Raw genomic sequence first — 15688 nt, 5'->3', positions numbered from 1 at the left:
CCTGCCGTTAGATATGCAGTGCGTGCCCCAAAGCGCGCAACGCGGCTTCCTGCACCGCCTCACCCAGGGTCGGGTGGGCATGGATGGTGCCGGCTATGTCCTCCAGCCGCGCGCCCATCTCCAGCGACTGAGCAAACGCCGTCGACAGTTCTGAAACTGCCACGCCCACTGCCTGCCAACCCACGATCAGATGGTTGTCGCGCCGCGCTACCACGCGCACGAAGCCGGTCTTTGACTCGAGCGTCATGGCCCGACCATTGGCCGCGAACGGGAACTGCGCAACGATGCAATCCAGACCTTGCTGGCTGGCCTGCTCCGGCGTATGCCCAACCACCACCAACTCTGGATCGGTAAAGCACACTGCGGCAATCGCGGTGGGCGCAAAGCGCCGTGCGTGGCCGGCAATCAGCTCGGCGACCATTTCGCCCTGGGCCATGGCGCGGTGCGCCAGCATTGGCTCACCCGCCACATCGCCGATGGCCCAGACGTTGCGCATGCTGGTCTGGCAGCGCTCATCAATGGCCACGGCAGCACCGTTCATACTCAGCCCCAGACTTTCCAGATTGAAGCCTTGCGTGCGTGGCCGGCGACCGACGGCGACCAGCACCTGATCGGCCTCCAGCAGCAGTTGTTGGCCGTCGGCAGTGCGCGCCTGCAAGGAGCCGCCCTCATAGCCTTCGACGCTGTGGCCCAGGTATGTGGCGACGCCGAGCTTTTTCAATGACTCGGCAACCGGTGCAGTCAATTCGGCATCGTAAGTCGGCAAGATCCGCTCACGCGCCTCGACCACGCTGACCTGTACCCCAAGCTTGCGATAGGCGATACCCAGCTCCAGGCCGATGTAGCCGCCGCCGACGACCACCAGGTGCTGGGGCAGTGCCTTGGGCGCGAGTGCTTCAGTGGACGAGATCACCGCGCCGCCCAGCGGCAGCATCGGCAGTTCGACGCTGCTGGAGCCGGTGGCCAGCAGCAGATGATCACAACGGATCAACTGCCCATCGACTTCGACGCTTTTGCCATCGACGATCTTCGCCCAGCCATGGATCACGGTTACGCCGTGCTTTTTCAGCAAGGCCGCGACACCACTGGTCAAACGATCGACAATGCCGTCTTTCCAGGCCACGCTGCGGCTGATGTCCAGCTGCGGTGTGGCCACGCTGATGCCCAGGGCGGCGTGTTCGCTATGCCGGCAGGTCTGGTGAAACTGCTCGGCTACATGGATCAGCGCCTTGGACGGGATGCAGCCAACATTCAGGCAGGTGCCGCCGAGCGCCTGACCTTCGATCAATACGGTCGGGATGCCCAGCTGGCCGGCACGGATCGCTGCGATATAGCCGCCAGGGCCGCCACCGATGATCAGTAGGGTGGTGTTGAGGGTCTGAGTCATGCTCACTCCACGAACAGGCAGGCGGGTTGCTCAAGCAAGCCGCGCACGGCCTGGATGAACAAGGCGGCGTCCATGCCATCGACCACGCGGTGATCGAACGAGCTGGACAGGTTCATCATCTTGCGCACGACGATCTGGTCGTCGACCACCACCGGCCGTTCGACCATGCGGTTGACGCCGACGATCGCTACCTCCGGGGTGTTGACCACGGGCGTGCTGACAATGCCGCCCAGGGCGCCAAGGCTGGTCAGGGTGATGGTCGAGCCGGACAGCTCGTCGCGGCTGGCCTTGTTGTTGCGCGCCGCGTGGGCCAGGCGGGTGATTTCGCTGGCATTGCTCCACAGGCTGCCGGCCTCGGCGTGACGCAGTACCGGGACCATCAGGCCGTTGTCGCCCTGGGTGGCAATGCCGACATGCACCGCACCATGACGGGTGATGACCTGGGCTTCGTCGTCATAGGTGGCGTTGATCTGCGGGAAGTCGCGCAGGGCGACGACCATTGCCCGCACCAGCAACGGCAGCAGGGTGAGTTTGCCGCGGCTTTCGCCGTACTTGCGATTGAGCTGTTGGCGCAGGGCCTCCAGCGCGGTCACGTCGATTTCTTCAACGTAGCTGAAGTGGGCAACACGGCGCTTGGCATCCTGCATGCGCTGGGCGATCTTGCGGCGCAGACCGATCACCGGGACCTGTTCGCTGTCGGTGCGCCGGCTATAACCACTTGGCGCTTGCCCGGCAGCGGACTGTGGTTTGCTCATGAAGTTGTCGAGGTCTTCGTGCTGAATACGCCCGGCCGGGCCACTGCCGTGCACATAACGTAATTCGATACCGGCATCCAGCGCGCGCTTGCGCACGGCAGGGGAGGCCAGTGGTTTTTCGTTGGCCTGGCGCGGCACGATTTCAGCGCTGGGCTTGCTCGCCGCAGGCTGGCTGGTGACGCTGGCCGGGGGAGCTACTGGCGCTGGCGCTTCAGTGTGTGCAGTGCTGACGGCAGGCGCCGTAGCTACTGCAGCCGGTTTGCTGTCAGGCGCATCAACATGGTTGCCACTGCCTTCGACTTCGATGCGGATCAGCTCGCTGCCGACCGCCATTACCTCACCCGGCTGGCCGCCGAGGGCCATTACCGTGCCGCTGACCGGCGAGGGGATTTCCACCGTGGCCTTGTCGGTCATGACATCGGCCACTACCTGATCTTCGGTAATCACATCGCCGACCTTGACGAACCACTCAACCAACTCGACCTGCGCGATGCCTTCGCCGATGTCCGGCATCTTGATGACGTGCGTGCCCATTCAGACCTCCATGACCTTTTTCAGTGCCGCGCCAACCCGCGAAGGGCCTGGGAAGTACGCCCATTCCTGCGCGTGCGGGTAGGGCGTGTCCCAGCCGGTGACGCGCTCGATCGGCGCTTCGAGGTGATGGAAGCAATGCTCTTGCACCAGCGCGACCAACTCGGCACCAAAACCGCAGGTGCGTGTGGCTTCGTGCACGATCACGCAGCGGCCGGTTTTTTTCACCGAATCGACAATGGCGTCCAGGTCCAGCGGCCACAGGCTGCGCAGATCGATGACTTCGGCGTCGACGCCGGTCTCTTCGGCAGCCACTTGCGCGACATAGACGGTGGTGCCGTAGGTCAGCACGGTCACGTCGTTGCCAGGCCGCACGATCGCAGCCTTGTCCAGCGGCACTTTGTAGTAGCCGTCCGGCACCGCGCTCTGGGCATGCTTGGCCCATGGCGTCACCGGGCGGTCGTGGTGGCCGTCGAACGGGCCGTTGTACAGGCGCTTGGGCTCGAGGAAGATCACCGGGTCGTCGCATTCGATCGAGGCAATCAACAGGCCCTTGGCGTCATATGGGTTGGACGGCATGACCGTGCGCAGCCCGCAGACCTGGGTGAACATCGCCTCAGGGCTCTGGCTGTGGGTTTGCCCGCCATAGATGCCGCCGCCGCAAGGCATGCGCAGGGTCAGCGGCGAAATGAACTCACCGGCCGAGCGATAGCGCAGGCGGGCCATCTCCGAGACGATCTGATCGGAGGCCGGGTAGAAGTAGTCGGCGAACTGGATTTCCACCACCGGGCGCAGGCCATAGGCACCCATGCCGACAGCAGTACCGACGATGCCGCTTTCGGAAATCGGCGCATCGAATACCCGCGACTTGCCATACTTGGTCTGCAGACCTTCAGTGCAGCGGAACACACCGCCGAAATAGCCGACGTCCTGGCCATAGATGACCACATTGTCATCGCGCTCAAGCATCACATCCATGGCCGAGCGCAAGGCCTGGATCATGGTCATGGTCGTGGTGGACATGGCGGTTTCCAGGTCGATGCTGTTGTTGTGATCGTTCATGTTCAGACCCCCAGCTCTTGGCGCTGACGGCGCAGGTGCTCAGGCATTTCCTTGTACACGTCCTCGAACATCGAGGCGGCACTGGGGATCTGGCCATTGCTCATGGTGCCGTACTGCTCTGCTTGCTTCTGTGCCTTGATCACTTCGGCTTCGAACTCGGCAGTTACTGCCTGATGTTCTTCTTCGGACCACTGGCCGATGTGAATCATGTGCTGCTTGAGGCGGGCGATCGGGTCGCCCAGCGGGAAGTGGCTCCAGTCATCGGCAGGGCGGTACTTGGAAGGGTCGTCCGAGGTCGAGTGCGGGCCGGCGCGGTAGGTGACCCATTCGATCAGGGTTGGGCCAAGGCCACGGCGGGCGCGTTCAGCGGCCCAGCGCGAGGCGGCATACACCGCAACGAAGTCGTTGCCGTCGACGCGCAGCGAGGCGATACCGCAGCCAACGCCACGGCCGGCAAAGGTGGTCGACTCACCGCCGGCGATTGCCTGGAAGGTCGAGATCGCCCACTGGTTGTTGACCACGTTGAGAATCACCGGCGCGCGGTAGACATGGGCAAAGGTCAGGGCAGTGTGGAAGTCCGACTCGGCAGTAGCGCCGTCGCCGATCCAGGCCGAGGCGATCTTGGTATCACCCTTGATCGCCGAGGCCATCGCCCAGCCGACGGCCTGGACGAACTGGGTGGCGAGGTTGCCGCTGATGGTGAAGAAGCCGGCTTCGCGCACTGAGTACATGATCGGCAGCTGACGGCCCTTGAGCGGATCGCGCTCGTTGGACAGCAGTTGGCATATCATGTCGACCAGCGACACGTCGCGGGCCATCAGGATGCTTTGCTGGCGGTAGGTCGGGAAGCACATGTCGCTGCGGTTCAGCGCCAACGCCTGAGCGCTGCCAATGGCCTCTTCGCCAAGACTTTGCATGTAGAAAGACATCTTCTTCTGGCGCTGGGCAACCACCATGCGGCTGTCGAAGATACGCGTCTTGAGCATGGCGCGCATACCCTGACGCAGGATCTGCGGGTCGATGTCCGCAGCCCATGGGCCAACGGCGTTGCCGTGCTCATCGAGCACGCGCACCAGGCTGTTGGACAGGTCTGCGGTTTCGGCAGGCTCGACATCGATAGGGGGCTTGCGAACCTGGCCTGCATCGTTCAGACGCAGGTAGGAGAAATCAGTCTGGCAGCCTGGCCGGCCGGTAGGCTCGGGCACATGCAAACGCAGGGGGGCGTACTCGTTCATGCTGTTTACGCTCGCTCGAATATTGTTTTTGTGAGCTTTGAAGCGGTCGCCGCTGAATGCCGGCTCGTGACCAGCAGGTCAGTGCTGATTACATGGTAGTGGGAGCGCAGGAGAATATTTCTCTCTTGTTGATTGCCTTTGCCGTCAGCCCCAGATAAACATTCCGCATAAACACAAAAAACTGGTGATTTTGTCTCATGCGCAAACTCGATCGCACCGATATCGGCATTCTCAACAGCCTGCAGGAAAACGCCCGCATCACCAACGCCGAGCTGGCCCGCTCGGTCAACCTGTCACCGACGCCGTGCTTCAATCGGGTCAAGGCGATGGAGGAGCTGGGCGTGATTCGCCAGCAAGTGACCTTGCTGTCGCCTGAGGCGCTGGGGCTGGACGTCAATGTGTTCATCCATGTCAGCCTGGAAAAGCAGGTCGAGCAGTCGCTGCATCGCTTCGAGGAAGAGATCGCCGAGCGGCCCGAGGTGATGGAGTGTTACCTGATGACCGGCGACCCGGATTACCTGCTCAGGGTGTTGTTGCCGAGTATTCAGGCGCTGGAGCGGTTTCTCGACTACCTGACCCGCTTGCCGGGGGTAGCCAACATCCGCTCCAGCTTCGCCCTCAAGCAAGTACGTTACAAAACGGCGTTGCCGCTGCCAGCCAATGGCATGACCTTGCGTGAATGAGATGGACGATGTACGAGGGTGTGTAGGAACTCTGCTGTGACCCACTCATCGAAGCTAGACATTTTTGCTGACTGCGGCCTGCAGCCCGGCCTGTTTGCCCTTATGCTTGCCAGCATACCCTCCACCTGAATCGGGAGCCCCTCAGGGACGCATGCGCCAGATCTGGAAGTCTTTTCGTTCACTGTACTTTGCTGCGCTGATGATGCTGATCGGCTCCGGTCTGCTCAGTACTTACCTGGCGCTGCGCCTGGCGGCTGACAACGTTGACAGTCTGTGGGTGGGTGCCTTGATGGCGGCCAACTACTTTGGTCTGGCGCTGGGCGGCAAGATCGGCCACCGACTGATTGCCCGGGTTGGGCATATCCGCGCCTACGCGACCTGCGCCGGTATCGTCGGCGCGGCGGTGCTGGGCCATGGCCTGACCGACCTGTTGCCGGTGTGGGTCGGACTGCGGGTCATCGTCGGTCTGGGCATGATGTGTCAGTACATGGTCATCGAGAGCTGGCTCAATGAGCAGGCCGATGCCAAGCAGCGCGGTGCCGTATTCAGCGGCTACATGATCGCTTCGTATCTGGGCCTGGTGCTGGGTCAGTTGATTCTGGTTGTGCACCCTGAACTTGGCCCTGAGCTGCTGATGCTGGTCGCCATGTGCTTCGCCCTGTGCCTGGTGCCCGTGGCGATGACCCGGCGCATTCACCCGGCGCCGTTGCATCCGGCACCGATGGAGCCGAAGTTCTTCATCAAGCGTGTGCCGCAGTCGCTGAGTACCGTGCTTGGCGCGGGTCTGATCGTCGGCTCGTTCTATGGTTTGGCGCCGCTATACGCCTCCAATCAAGGCCTGAGCACAGAGCAGATCGGTTTGTTCATGGGTTGCTGCATCTTTGCCGGATTGTTGGTGCAGTGGCCGCTGGGCTGGTTGTCCGACCGTTATGATCGCGCAGTGCTGATCCGCAGCGCGGCGGGCGGCCTGGCGCTGGCGGCGTTGCCGCTGGCGATCCTGCCCAGTGTGCCGTTGGAAGTGCTGTTTGCGGTCGGCTTTGTCATCTCGTTGTTGCAATTCTGCCTGTATCCGCTGGCGGTGGCTTTTTCCAATGACCATGTCGAGAGCGAGCGGCGGGTGTCGTTGACCGCGATGTTGCTGGTTACCTACGGCGTGGGCGCCTGTATCGGGCCGTTGGCGGCAGGCGTGCTGATGAAGCTGCTCGGGCCGCAGATGCTCTATGCATTCTTCCTGTTCTTCGCGCTGGTGCTGGTGTGGCGGATTCGACCGAAGGCGGTTACCGGTTTGCACCAGGTGGAGGATGCGCCGCTAGGACACGTCGCGATGCCGGCTGCTGGCTCGCCATTATCGGCGGCGCTCGACCCGCGGGTGGATGAGCAGACTGTGCAGGATGTGATGCAGACGCCAGTGGCGGCGGAGGATACCGAGGAGGATCAGGTCGGTCCTGAGGGCAGGCCTTCCGAGCTGTAAGGGCTGGGCCCGCATAGCGGGCCCGGAATCTCAGTAATCGTCTTTATCGAATCGCCGCGCTTCACGCTGCAGCTGGTAGACAAAACTTTCGATCTTGCGCTGCGCCTGGCCACTCAGGTTGTGGAAGCGCACGCCAGCGAAGGTGGTATTGATGCGTTCTTCGAAGTGCAGATGACGCAGCTCGACCATCACGTCCACCAGCCCCAACGGGTTGCCCGCCTTGAATCGCTCGTAAACCTGGCCCAATTGCAGACGCTCTTCTACGTCGCCTTCAAAACGCATCTTGCAGCCGGTGGCGGAGATGTCCAGCAGCTTGCCGCGCAGTGCGCCATTGCCCTTGATATGGGTACCATCAAGCGTCACATCGACCAACTGGGAGAGTTTCAGCGCGGCGCGGAACGCGTTGCGGCGTTGGTGGTAGACGACTTCTTCCGGCAGGGGGCCGCGGTAGCTGCGGTGGCCATCGACCTCGGTAATGGTCAATGGCGAGTTGCATTCCCAGGCGATACGCACGCCGTCATGGAAGCCTTCAACGCGGAACGGTTCGCCGTTCTCTATGAATTTTTCCCCGTCGCGCGGGATCATTTCATCCAGTGCCACGCTGTTGCTGTCACGGTCAACATCCACTACATAGCTCTGGAACCGCTGGCTACGCTCATGGAAGGTGATGATCAGCGGATCGTGGCTATCCAGCAGTTGACGCAAGTTGGCGACAATTTCCAAAGGGGTATTGAGCACCTTTGGCGGCTGGGGAGCATCGGATTCATTGAACACGGGTTATAAATCTCCAGGCAAAAACGACACACGCAATTAACGGCATTTTGCCAGTAGTACCGTGCAATGTCAGAAAAATCACACTTGGCTGAGCGCCCGCGGTTTGACCATTGGCGAAGTTGCGCCACGGCTGTCATACAGCGACGGAGAGTCGCCGCCCATGAGGATGCGGATTTGATTGGATGTGGCGTTTTGCTGGACCTGGATGATCCGCCCGTTGGTCTCGTTGACCTGTTGGCAGGTATCCATCAGCTGGGTCAGCACGCCGAGCTGCTGCATGATCAGCTCGCCGTTGGGCGAGAGGTCGGCAACTGCCTGCACACCGGCGCGATCCGCCGTGAGGCCGAGGCTGGTGAGCAGGTGATTGCGGCGCTGGCCCTGCTGCTCGAGCAGCACAATCAAAGACTGCTTGCGGGCGAGAATGGTCTCGAGCACTTCGATTTCACGGCCATGCAGGGCGACTGCCTCGTTCTGTAGCAGCTCGAGCAGTTCCTGGGTGGGCGCGATGTCGTCTTCGATCAGTTGCAGCAAGGTCGTGTCGTGCATGGCTGGCTCTTTGGCTTGTAGCGTCCTTGAAGTCAGCGCGCCGAAGGCTTAGCGCTGAGCTTCGAAATCAAGCAGTTTACTGGCGACTCGACCGGCATCGACCTGGTAGCTGCCGTCGGCGATCGCTTGTTTCAACTCAGCCACGCGGGCGCTGTTGACTACGGGCTGGTCGCGCAGCTTGTCGCTGATCTTCTGCAACTGCTGAGCCTCTTGGCTGAAATGTACCGCTTCTCCGCTGACGCTGGAGCGCGCTGGTGTTTCGCTGGCTTCACCGCTTTTTTCGGTGCTGCCGGCCGCGGTGCCACCGCGTACGCCGCCAACTGATGGCGAATTGTTCAAACGACTGAAGTCGATGACCATGATCAGAAACCTCTGGGTATTAAGACGCTTGCCTTGTTTTCGGCCAAGCCGAAGAAAACTTTAGGCACGAATACGAAGCTGCCTGTCAGCAAGCCTTCGCTACCCGATTTCTGACACAGTTTAGGTAATGCGGTTCCTTACCGCCAGCACTGTTACATCGCTACTTCGACCTGGCCGGGGCCGGTAACCCGCGCCTTGACCACCCGCTTGGAGTTGAGGTTGCGTACTCTGATCTGTTCGCTGAAGCCGCCCTTGCTCAGTGCTTCGCCGGGCATGCGTACGCTGAGGGTGCCGCTGCGGGCCACGATCACCACTTGATCGCCCTTGCGGATCAGCTCTGCCTGTTCAAGGTGCTGCGGGGTGATCACCTGGTCGAGCACCACCGGTCGCATCAGTTTCATGCCCACAGCCTGGTCCAGACTGCCGAGAAAACCCTGGCTGAGGGTGCCGACGTCGCGCTCGCGCAGGGTCACGTCGTCCTCGCTTACCACGCTTTCGCGCTTGAGCGGGCGGGCCATGACCACCACTTCGCGAAACAGCCTGACCTGGGCCGGTACAAACACCGTCCACGGCGCCGCGCTGTCACAGCGCACGCGTACCGTCACACGTCCGAGCGGCTGCGCCGGGCTTTCCAGCGACGCGTCCAGCGGCTGGCTGCACAATGGCATGCGCAGGCGCGGGTCCAGGTTGTTGATCTGGATTTCGTAACGCCCGGTGGTCTGGCTGGTGGCCAGATAATCTTCGACGGTGAATTCAAGAAACCCTTGAGTGACACCGATAAGCTGTTCAGGCAAGGTTACCGCGTCGGCCAGCGCCCGAGCGGCAGGTGCCAGCAGGCACAGCGCAGCCAGGCTAGAGGCCAGCAAGCGGGTCAATCGTCGGGAAAATGTCGTTTTCATGTACATGACGCTCAAAAAAGCAAAGCCCGTGCCGACTTTAATAAGAAGGCAGAAACGTTAAGGAGTCTGGCATGGCTGGTGTTATGGATTCGGTCAACCAGCGCACGCAGCTGGTTGGGCAGAATCGTCTGGAACTTTTGCTGTTTCGCCTCAATGGCGCTCAGTTGTACGGGATCAACGTGTTCAAGGTCCGTGAGGTGCTGCAGTGCCCGGCATTGACCGTGTTGCCCAAGTCGCACCCGGTGGTGCGCGGCGTAGCCAATATTCGCGGTGCGACCATTCCGATTCTTGATCTGTCGATGGCAACCGGCTTGCCCGGCCTGCAGGAAGACATCCGCAACAGTTTCGTGATCATCACCGAGTACAACACCAAGACGCAGGGCTTTTTGGTGCATTCGGTCGAGCGCATCGTCAACATGAACTGGGAGGAGATTCATCCGCCACCCAAGGGTACTGGCCGCGACCATTATCTGACGGCAGTGACCCGGGTCGACAATCGCATGGTCGAGATCATCGACGTGGAGAAGGTGCTGGCAGAAGTTGCGCCATCGTCCGAGTCGGTGTCTGTCGGCGTGGTCGACCAAGAGGTGCACAGCAAAGCGGTGTCGCTGCGTGTGTTGACGGTGGATGACTCGTCGGTAGCGCGCAAACAGGTCAGCCGCTGCCTGCAGACGGTCGGGGTCGAGGTGATCGCCCTGAATGATGGCCGTCAGGCGCTGGATTACCTGCGCAAGCTGGTCGATGACGGCAAGCGTCCGGAAGAGGAATTCCTGATGATGATTTCCGACATCGAGATGCCGGAAATGGACGGCTATACCCTGACTGCGGCAATTCGTAGTGATCCGCGCATGCAACAATTGCACATCGTCCTGCATACTTCGTTGTCTGGGGTGTTCAACCAGGCCATGGTCAAGAAGGTCGGGGCCGATGATTTCCTGGCCAAGTTCCGGCCGGACGATCTGGCTCAGCGGGTTGTTGACCGGATCAAGGCTACGCATTAAACCGGTCGGGGTACGCCCCGGCCTTAGCGATTGAAAAGAGGCGGTTGCATTGTCTACGGGTAATTTGGATTTCGAACAGTTCCGGGTCTTCCTGGAAAAAGCCTGTGGCATCCTGCTGGGCGAAAATAAGCAGTACCTGGTCTCCAGCCGTTTGAACAAGCTGATGGAGCAGCAGGGGATCAAGTCGCTTGGTGAGCTGGTGCAGCGTATCCAGACCCAGCCGCGCAGCGGTCTGCGTGAGCAGGTAGTCGATGCGATGACCACCAACGAGACTTTGTGGTTTCGCGATACCTATCCGTTCGAGGTGTTGAAGAACAAGGTCATCCCGGAGTTCATCAAGGGCAATCCGGGACAGCGCCTGCGCATCTGGTCGGCGGCCTGTTCGTCGGGGCAGGAGCCTTATTCTCTGTCGATGTCGATCGATGAGTTCGAGCGGGGCAATCTTGGCCAACTGAAAATGGGCGCGCAGATCGTCGCGACCGATTTGTCGGGGACCATGCTGACCAACTGCAAAAGCGGCGAGTACGACAGTCTGTCGATCGCCCGTGGCTTGTCGCAAGAGCGTCTGCAGCGCTACTTCGATGTGAAGGCGCCGGGGCGCTGGGCGATCAAGGCGCCGATCCGCAGTCGGGTCGAGTTTCGTTCGTTCAACCTGCTCGACAGCTATGCGAGCCTGGGCAAGTTCGATGTGGTGTTCTGCCGGAACGTGCTGATTTATTTCTCGGCGCAGGTGAAGCGCGACATCTTGCTGCGCATCCATGCCACGTTGAAGCCTGGGGGGTATTTGTTCCTTGGGGCTTCGGAGGCGCTCAATGGGTTGCCTGATCATTATCAGATGGTCCAGTGCAGTCCCGGGATTATTTATCAGGCCAAGTGATATGGCCCCTGCTCCGTTGCGCTGACTGTTGGGGCGGCCTTGCCGGATCGCCGGCCATCCATGGCCGTCACCTCCCTGCGCAAGACCTGCGCTCGGGCTCCTGAGTCGCCGGTGGATCAAGATCACCAGCAGATCAAGATCAAGAGCACGCCTCGCTGCGCTGGCGCAGATCAAGAGCGGGGCGCCCGCAGCGGCCCCAGCTTCAGCGCCATCACCACACAGCCAATAAAAAAGGCCAGCGTCAATCGACGCCAGCCTCTTCCAGAACAACAACCAATCAACCCCTCACAAGGTCAACTCAGAAGTCATACCGTACCTTGGCCGAGAACACATCGGCATCAAATCCGGACTTGCCGATGTAGTCATAATTCAGACCCACCGTCACAGCGCCCAACTTGTAATCAGCCCCCACGCCCGCTTCGTAACTGTTGCGCACCGCATCAGCTCCGTTCGTCACGAACGGCGTATTGCCCAGCAGGAAGGTAGACGTACTGCTGGCCTGGTCGGCCGCGAAGTCGTGATAGCCCATCAACTTGAACTGCGGTTCCAGCGTCCCGGCGCCCAGGCCAACGCTTCCGGCAACCCGAACCCCAGCCCCCAGCTCGATCGCTTCATAACGCTGATCTTCGATCTTCAGCGCAGCAGAAGAACCTTTCTCACGGTAACCATCGATTTCCACTCGGCTGTAACGCGCTGCCAGGCGCGGCTCGATCAGCAACTGTGGGTTGATCCGGTAGGTATAACCTCCAACCAGGTTCAGGCCCAGCAGGTCGCTGTCGTAGTCAGCCTTGGCGCGGGTGCCGGCGATGTCGCGCTTGCCTTCGTTGTCGTTGAAGCCGTAAGTCAGGCTGGCGTCAACGAAGTAGTTACCCTGTTCAAAGCCGCCGTACAGGGTGAATGCGTGGCTGTCGACTTCGGTCTGGTTGCCGCTTTTGCCGTTTACGTCGGTATTGATGAAGCTATACGCCAGACCCAGGGTCAGCTGGTCGTTGAGCTTGCCATCAGCACCTACCGCGATGCCGCGGCTGTAGGCGTTGTAGCCGGCAATGCCGTCGCGCTGGCCTTGGCTCGCATCGCTGTACAGCGACTGAATCCACACGCCGGTCTGCTGGAGCGTGTCGCCCGACGAAGCGCCGCGCAGGCCGCTGGTGCGGCTGGTGGTCACGCCGTTGACCAGGCTTTGGCTGGTGGTCGCTGCCTGGGTAGCACCGCCGTTGGTTTCCGGGGTCAGCTGTTCGGCAATCTTGGCCAGCTGCTTGCTGTCGGCGTTGGCCGCAGCGCGCAGCAGGGGGTCATTGGCGGCAAGCTTGGCGAGGACGCCGTCCTTGGCCAGGGCGCCGAGCGCGCGTTTGTGGTTGATGGTGCCGCCATTCAGATCCAGCACGTGGTCGATGCCTTGCTGATTCTTGGTGGTGACCACCGCCACGACCGTGTTGCCTTCGACAGCGCTGGTGTCGACATCGAGCAGTGCCGAGGTGCTGGTGACCAGCGGAGCACCTTGCAGCTCGCCGGCCTCTATCAGCTTGAAACGGCTGCCGTTGGCGCTGAAGTCACTACCGCGTGCAGTCAGTTTCAGTTGCGCACCTTCGCCGAATTCAGCGGTGCCGCTGACGCTGACGACGGCGCGAGCAGGGTTGGTGTCGGCGCCCAGGGTCAGGCCCAGTGCCGAGTTGCCAGCAACATACAGGTTGCCGTCGATGGTGGTGTGCGCCGACTGCAGTGCCAGGGTCGCCGAGTTGCCGCCCGAAACCGAACCGACGTCGATCCAGCCGTTGTCCTTGAGGCGAATGTTGGAGCCGTCAGCGGAACTGTCGGTGCCCGTGAAGGAGGTGTCGGCCTCGACTTCGATGTTCGACAGGTCGATCAGGTTGCCGACGATCACGCTGCCTTTGCGCAGGATCAACTCGACCGGGCGGTTGGCTTCGGAGGCATCGATCGCTTCATCCTGAGAGATGATGGTGCCGCTGTTGAAGATGTTCAGATCACCGTGCAACTGGTACTGAGGTTGCAGGCCCGGGCCGTCGAAGTCGACGTTGCCGATGGTGATTGCCGCGTCTTCGGCAATGATGGTGCCGGTGTTGAGCAGGTGTACGCCATCGGCGGTGCTCAGGCTGGCGCCGTCGAGCATGATGCCGTTGGCGTCGTTGCCGGTGGCGATGATGGTGCCGTGGTTTTCGATGCCGGCCAGGTCGACCATGTCGCCGCGTTTGCTGGTGGTGGCGTCGATGGCAGTGGCGCCTTCGCCGCTGACGACGATGCTGCCGTAGTTGATCACCTTGCCATTGATGGTGCCGCCTTCGAGGTTGATCCCGCGGGCGCTTTCGCCGCTGGCCACGATACGGCCGCTGTCGGCGTTGATCAGGTCGCCTTCGATCAGCGAGGTGCCGGAGAAGTCCAGCGCGCGAGCGACATCGGTGCCGCCGCCGTCGGTCAGTGGCTCGCCGATGGCCGACAGCAAACCCTGGTTGATCAGGCTGCCGCCGATCCGCGCTGGATCGATCATCAGCGCGTTGGCGCCGCCGCCGGTGGCGCTGATGCTGCCTTTGTTGATGACGTCGCCGGCGATGTCGTTGCGTGCCCAGCTCAGGCCATCTTCCCAGCTGTCCATGTCCACGCCGCCGGCAAAGTCGCCGCTGCTGTCGATGGTGCTGTTGAGGATCAGGTCGCCGGTAATCGTCGAGCCGTTCAGTTCAATGGCGTCTTCATCGCTGCCGCCGGTGTAGCTGCCGGTGAATTCGAGATTGCCATAGTGAGTCTGGTGCTCGCTCTTGAAGCCGGCGTTGGTCAGGTTGACCACCTGGTTGGCGAGCGGTACGGCAAAGGCGGGGAGGGCGCTGGAGGTGATGGCCAGGGCCAGCAGGGTCTTGCGGAAGATAACGGGAGCCACGGTTCTGTCCTTGAAAAACGGGGGAGCAAACGGTGCGCATCCATGCATGGCTCTAGGCAGTAAGTCAGGCGACTACGGCCTGAGGGGCCGCATGTTTGCGCGGCGCGAATCCTATCCTAAAATAGTGGCCAATTGATATTTTCGTTGGCGTCAATTTTTTGATTTGCCGCTTTTGCCGCCTAATTATTGCCGCCCGCCCCCCATTAAGCGGAAGCACTTTGCCGCTTTTCTGGCATCCATATGCTCCCAAGCAAGGCTGAACGCCCTGATTCCGTGCCTTCCAGCTCTTTGGCACAAGCCTTGCTATAACTTCGCCAACGTCACTCCGGCCCACCGGCGAAGGTTTGCATCCATGAGCATCAGTTTCGACAAAGCGCTTGGCATCCATGAAAAAGCCTTGGGTTTCCGCGCCCAGCGCGCAGAAGTCCTGGCCAACAACATCACCAACGCCGACACGCCCAACTACAAGGCGCGTGACATGGACTTTTCGTCGGTGCTCGCTGCCGAGAGCGACAAGCAGCAAAACGGCCGCTTCGCGCTCGACCGCACCAACACCCGCCACATCGATGCGCAAGGTCTGGCCATGGGCGACGAAGCCCTCAAGTACCGCACGCCGACACAGCCGTCGGTCGACCAGAACACCGTCGACGCTCAGGTCGAGCAGGCCAACTACACCGAAAACGCGATCGGTTTCCAGGCCAGCTTCACTTTGCTCAACAGTAAATTCAAAGGGCTGGTATCGGCCCTGCGCGGAGAGTAACCATGTCCCTTTCCAACGTTTTCAATATCGCCGGTAGCGGCATGAGCGCGCAGAACACCCGCCTCAACACCGTCGCTTCGAACATTGCCAACGCCGAGACGGTCTCGTCGAGCATCGATCAGACCTACCGCGCACGTCACCCCGTGTTCGCCACCACCTTCCAGCAGGCTCAGGCCGGCATGGGGCAGTCGTTGTTCGAGGACCAGGGTGAAGCGGGGCAGGGCGTGCAGGTGACGGGCATCATCGAAGACCAGAGCAATCTGGAAGCCCGCTACCAGCCTAATCACCCGGCGGCCAACAAGGACGGCTACGTCTACTACCCGAACGTCAACGTGGTCGAAGAAATGGCTGACATGATCTCGGCGAACCGTTCGTTCCAGACCAATGCTGAGCTGATGAACACTGCCAAGACCATGATGCAGAAGGTACTGACCCTGGGTCAGTGATAAGGAATCCGGAC

At 61.2% G+C, this 15688-nt stretch carries 15 protein-coding genes; 6 read left to right on the top strand and 9 right to left on the bottom strand.

The genetic code is table 11. From position 1 onward, the window contains the following. Window positions 1-7: 7 nt before the first annotated feature. Genes lpdA through FW789_RS11555 form a run of 4 tightly spaced genes read right to left on the bottom strand, consistent with a single transcriptional unit; the run spans window position 8 to window position 4970 of the window. The gene (lpdA, locus tag FW789_RS11570; RefSeq protein WP_103436613.1) at window positions 8-1387 is read right to left on the bottom strand and encodes a dihydrolipoyl dehydrogenase; all 1380 of its coding nucleotides are present in this window, start codon (window positions 1385-1387) and stop codon (window positions 8-10) included. A gap of 2 nt (window positions 1388-1389) precedes the next feature. Then, entirely contained in the window at window positions 1390-2676 is a 1287-nt protein-coding gene (locus FW789_RS11565) for a dihydrolipoamide acetyltransferase family protein (protein ID WP_446431471.1), read from the bottom strand. After that, window positions 2677-3735 (bottom strand): alpha-ketoacid dehydrogenase subunit beta, encoded by a 1059-nt coding sequence (locus FW789_RS11560; protein WP_103436615.1) that lies wholly within the window; start codon window positions 3733-3735, stop codon window positions 2677-2679. Window positions 3736-3737: 2 nt separating this feature from the next. Further along, window positions 3738-4970 carry a 3-methyl-2-oxobutanoate dehydrogenase (2-methylpropanoyl-transferring) subunit alpha gene (locus FW789_RS11555; RefSeq protein ID WP_103436616.1) on the bottom strand — a complete coding sequence of 411 codons (1233 nt, stop codon included), beginning with the start codon at window positions 4968-4970 and terminating at the stop codon, window positions 3738-3740. Between the two features lie 197 nt (window positions 4971-5167). Between FW789_RS11555 and bkdR the strand changes: the two genes are divergently transcribed. Both bkdR and FW789_RS11545 read left to right on the top strand, forming a co-directional pair. Then, a complete protein-coding gene (bkdR, locus tag FW789_RS11550; RefSeq protein WP_027593063.1) occupies window positions 5168-5653 on the top strand; it encodes a Bkd operon transcriptional regulator BkdR in 486 nt (161 codons plus the stop codon). A gap of 151 nt (window positions 5654-5804) precedes the next feature. Beyond that, window positions 5805-7124: an MFS transporter gene (locus FW789_RS11545; RefSeq protein WP_103436617.1), complete on the top strand. Its 1320-nt coding sequence runs from the start codon at window positions 5805-5807 to the stop codon at window positions 7122-7124. Between the two features lie 30 nt (window positions 7125-7154). Here the strand turns inward: FW789_RS11545 and FW789_RS11540 are convergent, their stop codons facing one another. From FW789_RS11540 to flgA, 4 genes are all read right to left on the bottom strand, one after another. Next, window positions 7155-7898 carry a flagellar brake protein gene (locus FW789_RS11540; protein WP_101317750.1) on the bottom strand — a complete coding sequence of 248 codons (744 nt, stop codon included), beginning with the start codon at window positions 7896-7898 and terminating at the stop codon, window positions 7155-7157. A 78-nt stretch (window positions 7899-7976) separates the two neighbouring features. Beyond that, window positions 7977-8444 (bottom strand): flagella synthesis protein FlgN, encoded by a 468-nt coding sequence (locus tag FW789_RS11535; protein ID WP_101317752.1) that lies wholly within the window; start codon window positions 8442-8444, stop codon window positions 7977-7979. A gap of 48 nt (window positions 8445-8492) precedes the next feature. Further along, on the bottom strand, window positions 8493-8804 hold the full coding sequence (flgM, locus tag FW789_RS11530; RefSeq protein WP_186698597.1) for a flagellar biosynthesis anti-sigma factor FlgM: 312 nt from the start codon (window positions 8802-8804) through the stop codon (window positions 8493-8495). A gap of 152 nt (window positions 8805-8956) precedes the next feature. Beyond that, the gene (gene flgA / locus FW789_RS11525; RefSeq protein WP_186698599.1) at window positions 8957-9709 is read right to left on the bottom strand and encodes a flagellar basal body P-ring formation chaperone FlgA; all 753 of its coding nucleotides are present in this window, start codon (window positions 9707-9709) and stop codon (window positions 8957-8959) included. Window positions 9710-9774: 65 nt separating this feature from the next. On the opposite strand from flgA, the gene FW789_RS11520 reads away from it, so the two are divergent. Both FW789_RS11520 and cheR read left to right on the top strand, forming a co-directional pair. Further along, window positions 9775-10704 (top strand): chemotaxis protein CheV, encoded by a 930-nt coding sequence (locus FW789_RS11520; protein WP_103436620.1) that lies wholly within the window; start codon window positions 9775-9777, stop codon window positions 10702-10704. Window positions 10705-10753: 49 nt separating this feature from the next. Continuing rightward, window positions 10754-11581 (top strand): protein-glutamate O-methyltransferase CheR, encoded by an 828-nt coding sequence (gene cheR / locus FW789_RS11515; RefSeq protein ID WP_103436621.1) that lies wholly within the window; start codon window positions 10754-10756, stop codon window positions 11579-11581. Window positions 11582-11879: 298 nt separating this feature from the next. On the opposite strand, the gene FW789_RS11510 is transcribed toward cheR, so the two are convergent. After that, on the bottom strand, window positions 11880-14426 hold the full coding sequence (locus tag FW789_RS11510; RefSeq protein ID WP_446431488.1) for an autotransporter domain-containing protein: 2547 nt from the start codon (window positions 14424-14426) through the stop codon (window positions 11880-11882). Window positions 14427-14820: 394 nt separating this feature from the next. On the opposite strand from FW789_RS11510, the gene flgB reads away from it, so the two are divergent. Both flgB and flgC read left to right on the top strand, forming a co-directional pair. Continuing rightward, complete coding sequence (flgB, locus tag FW789_RS11505; RefSeq protein ID WP_446431470.1) at window positions 14821-15228, top strand: flagellar basal body rod protein FlgB; 408 nt, start codon at window positions 14821-14823, stop codon at window positions 15226-15228. Window positions 15229-15230: 2 nt separating this feature from the next. Continuing rightward, window positions 15231-15674, top strand: coding sequence for a flagellar basal body rod protein FlgC (gene flgC / locus FW789_RS11500; RefSeq protein ID WP_101317767.1), 444 nt, complete (start codon window positions 15231-15233; stop codon window positions 15672-15674). The last annotated feature ends 14 nt before the right edge of the window (window positions 15675-15688 follow it).

The organism is Pseudomonas sp. 1121_17, assembly GCF_052850745.1.
Note: the sequence above shows the minus strand (reverse complement) of the source record. Positions and strands in the feature narration are given on the sequence as shown.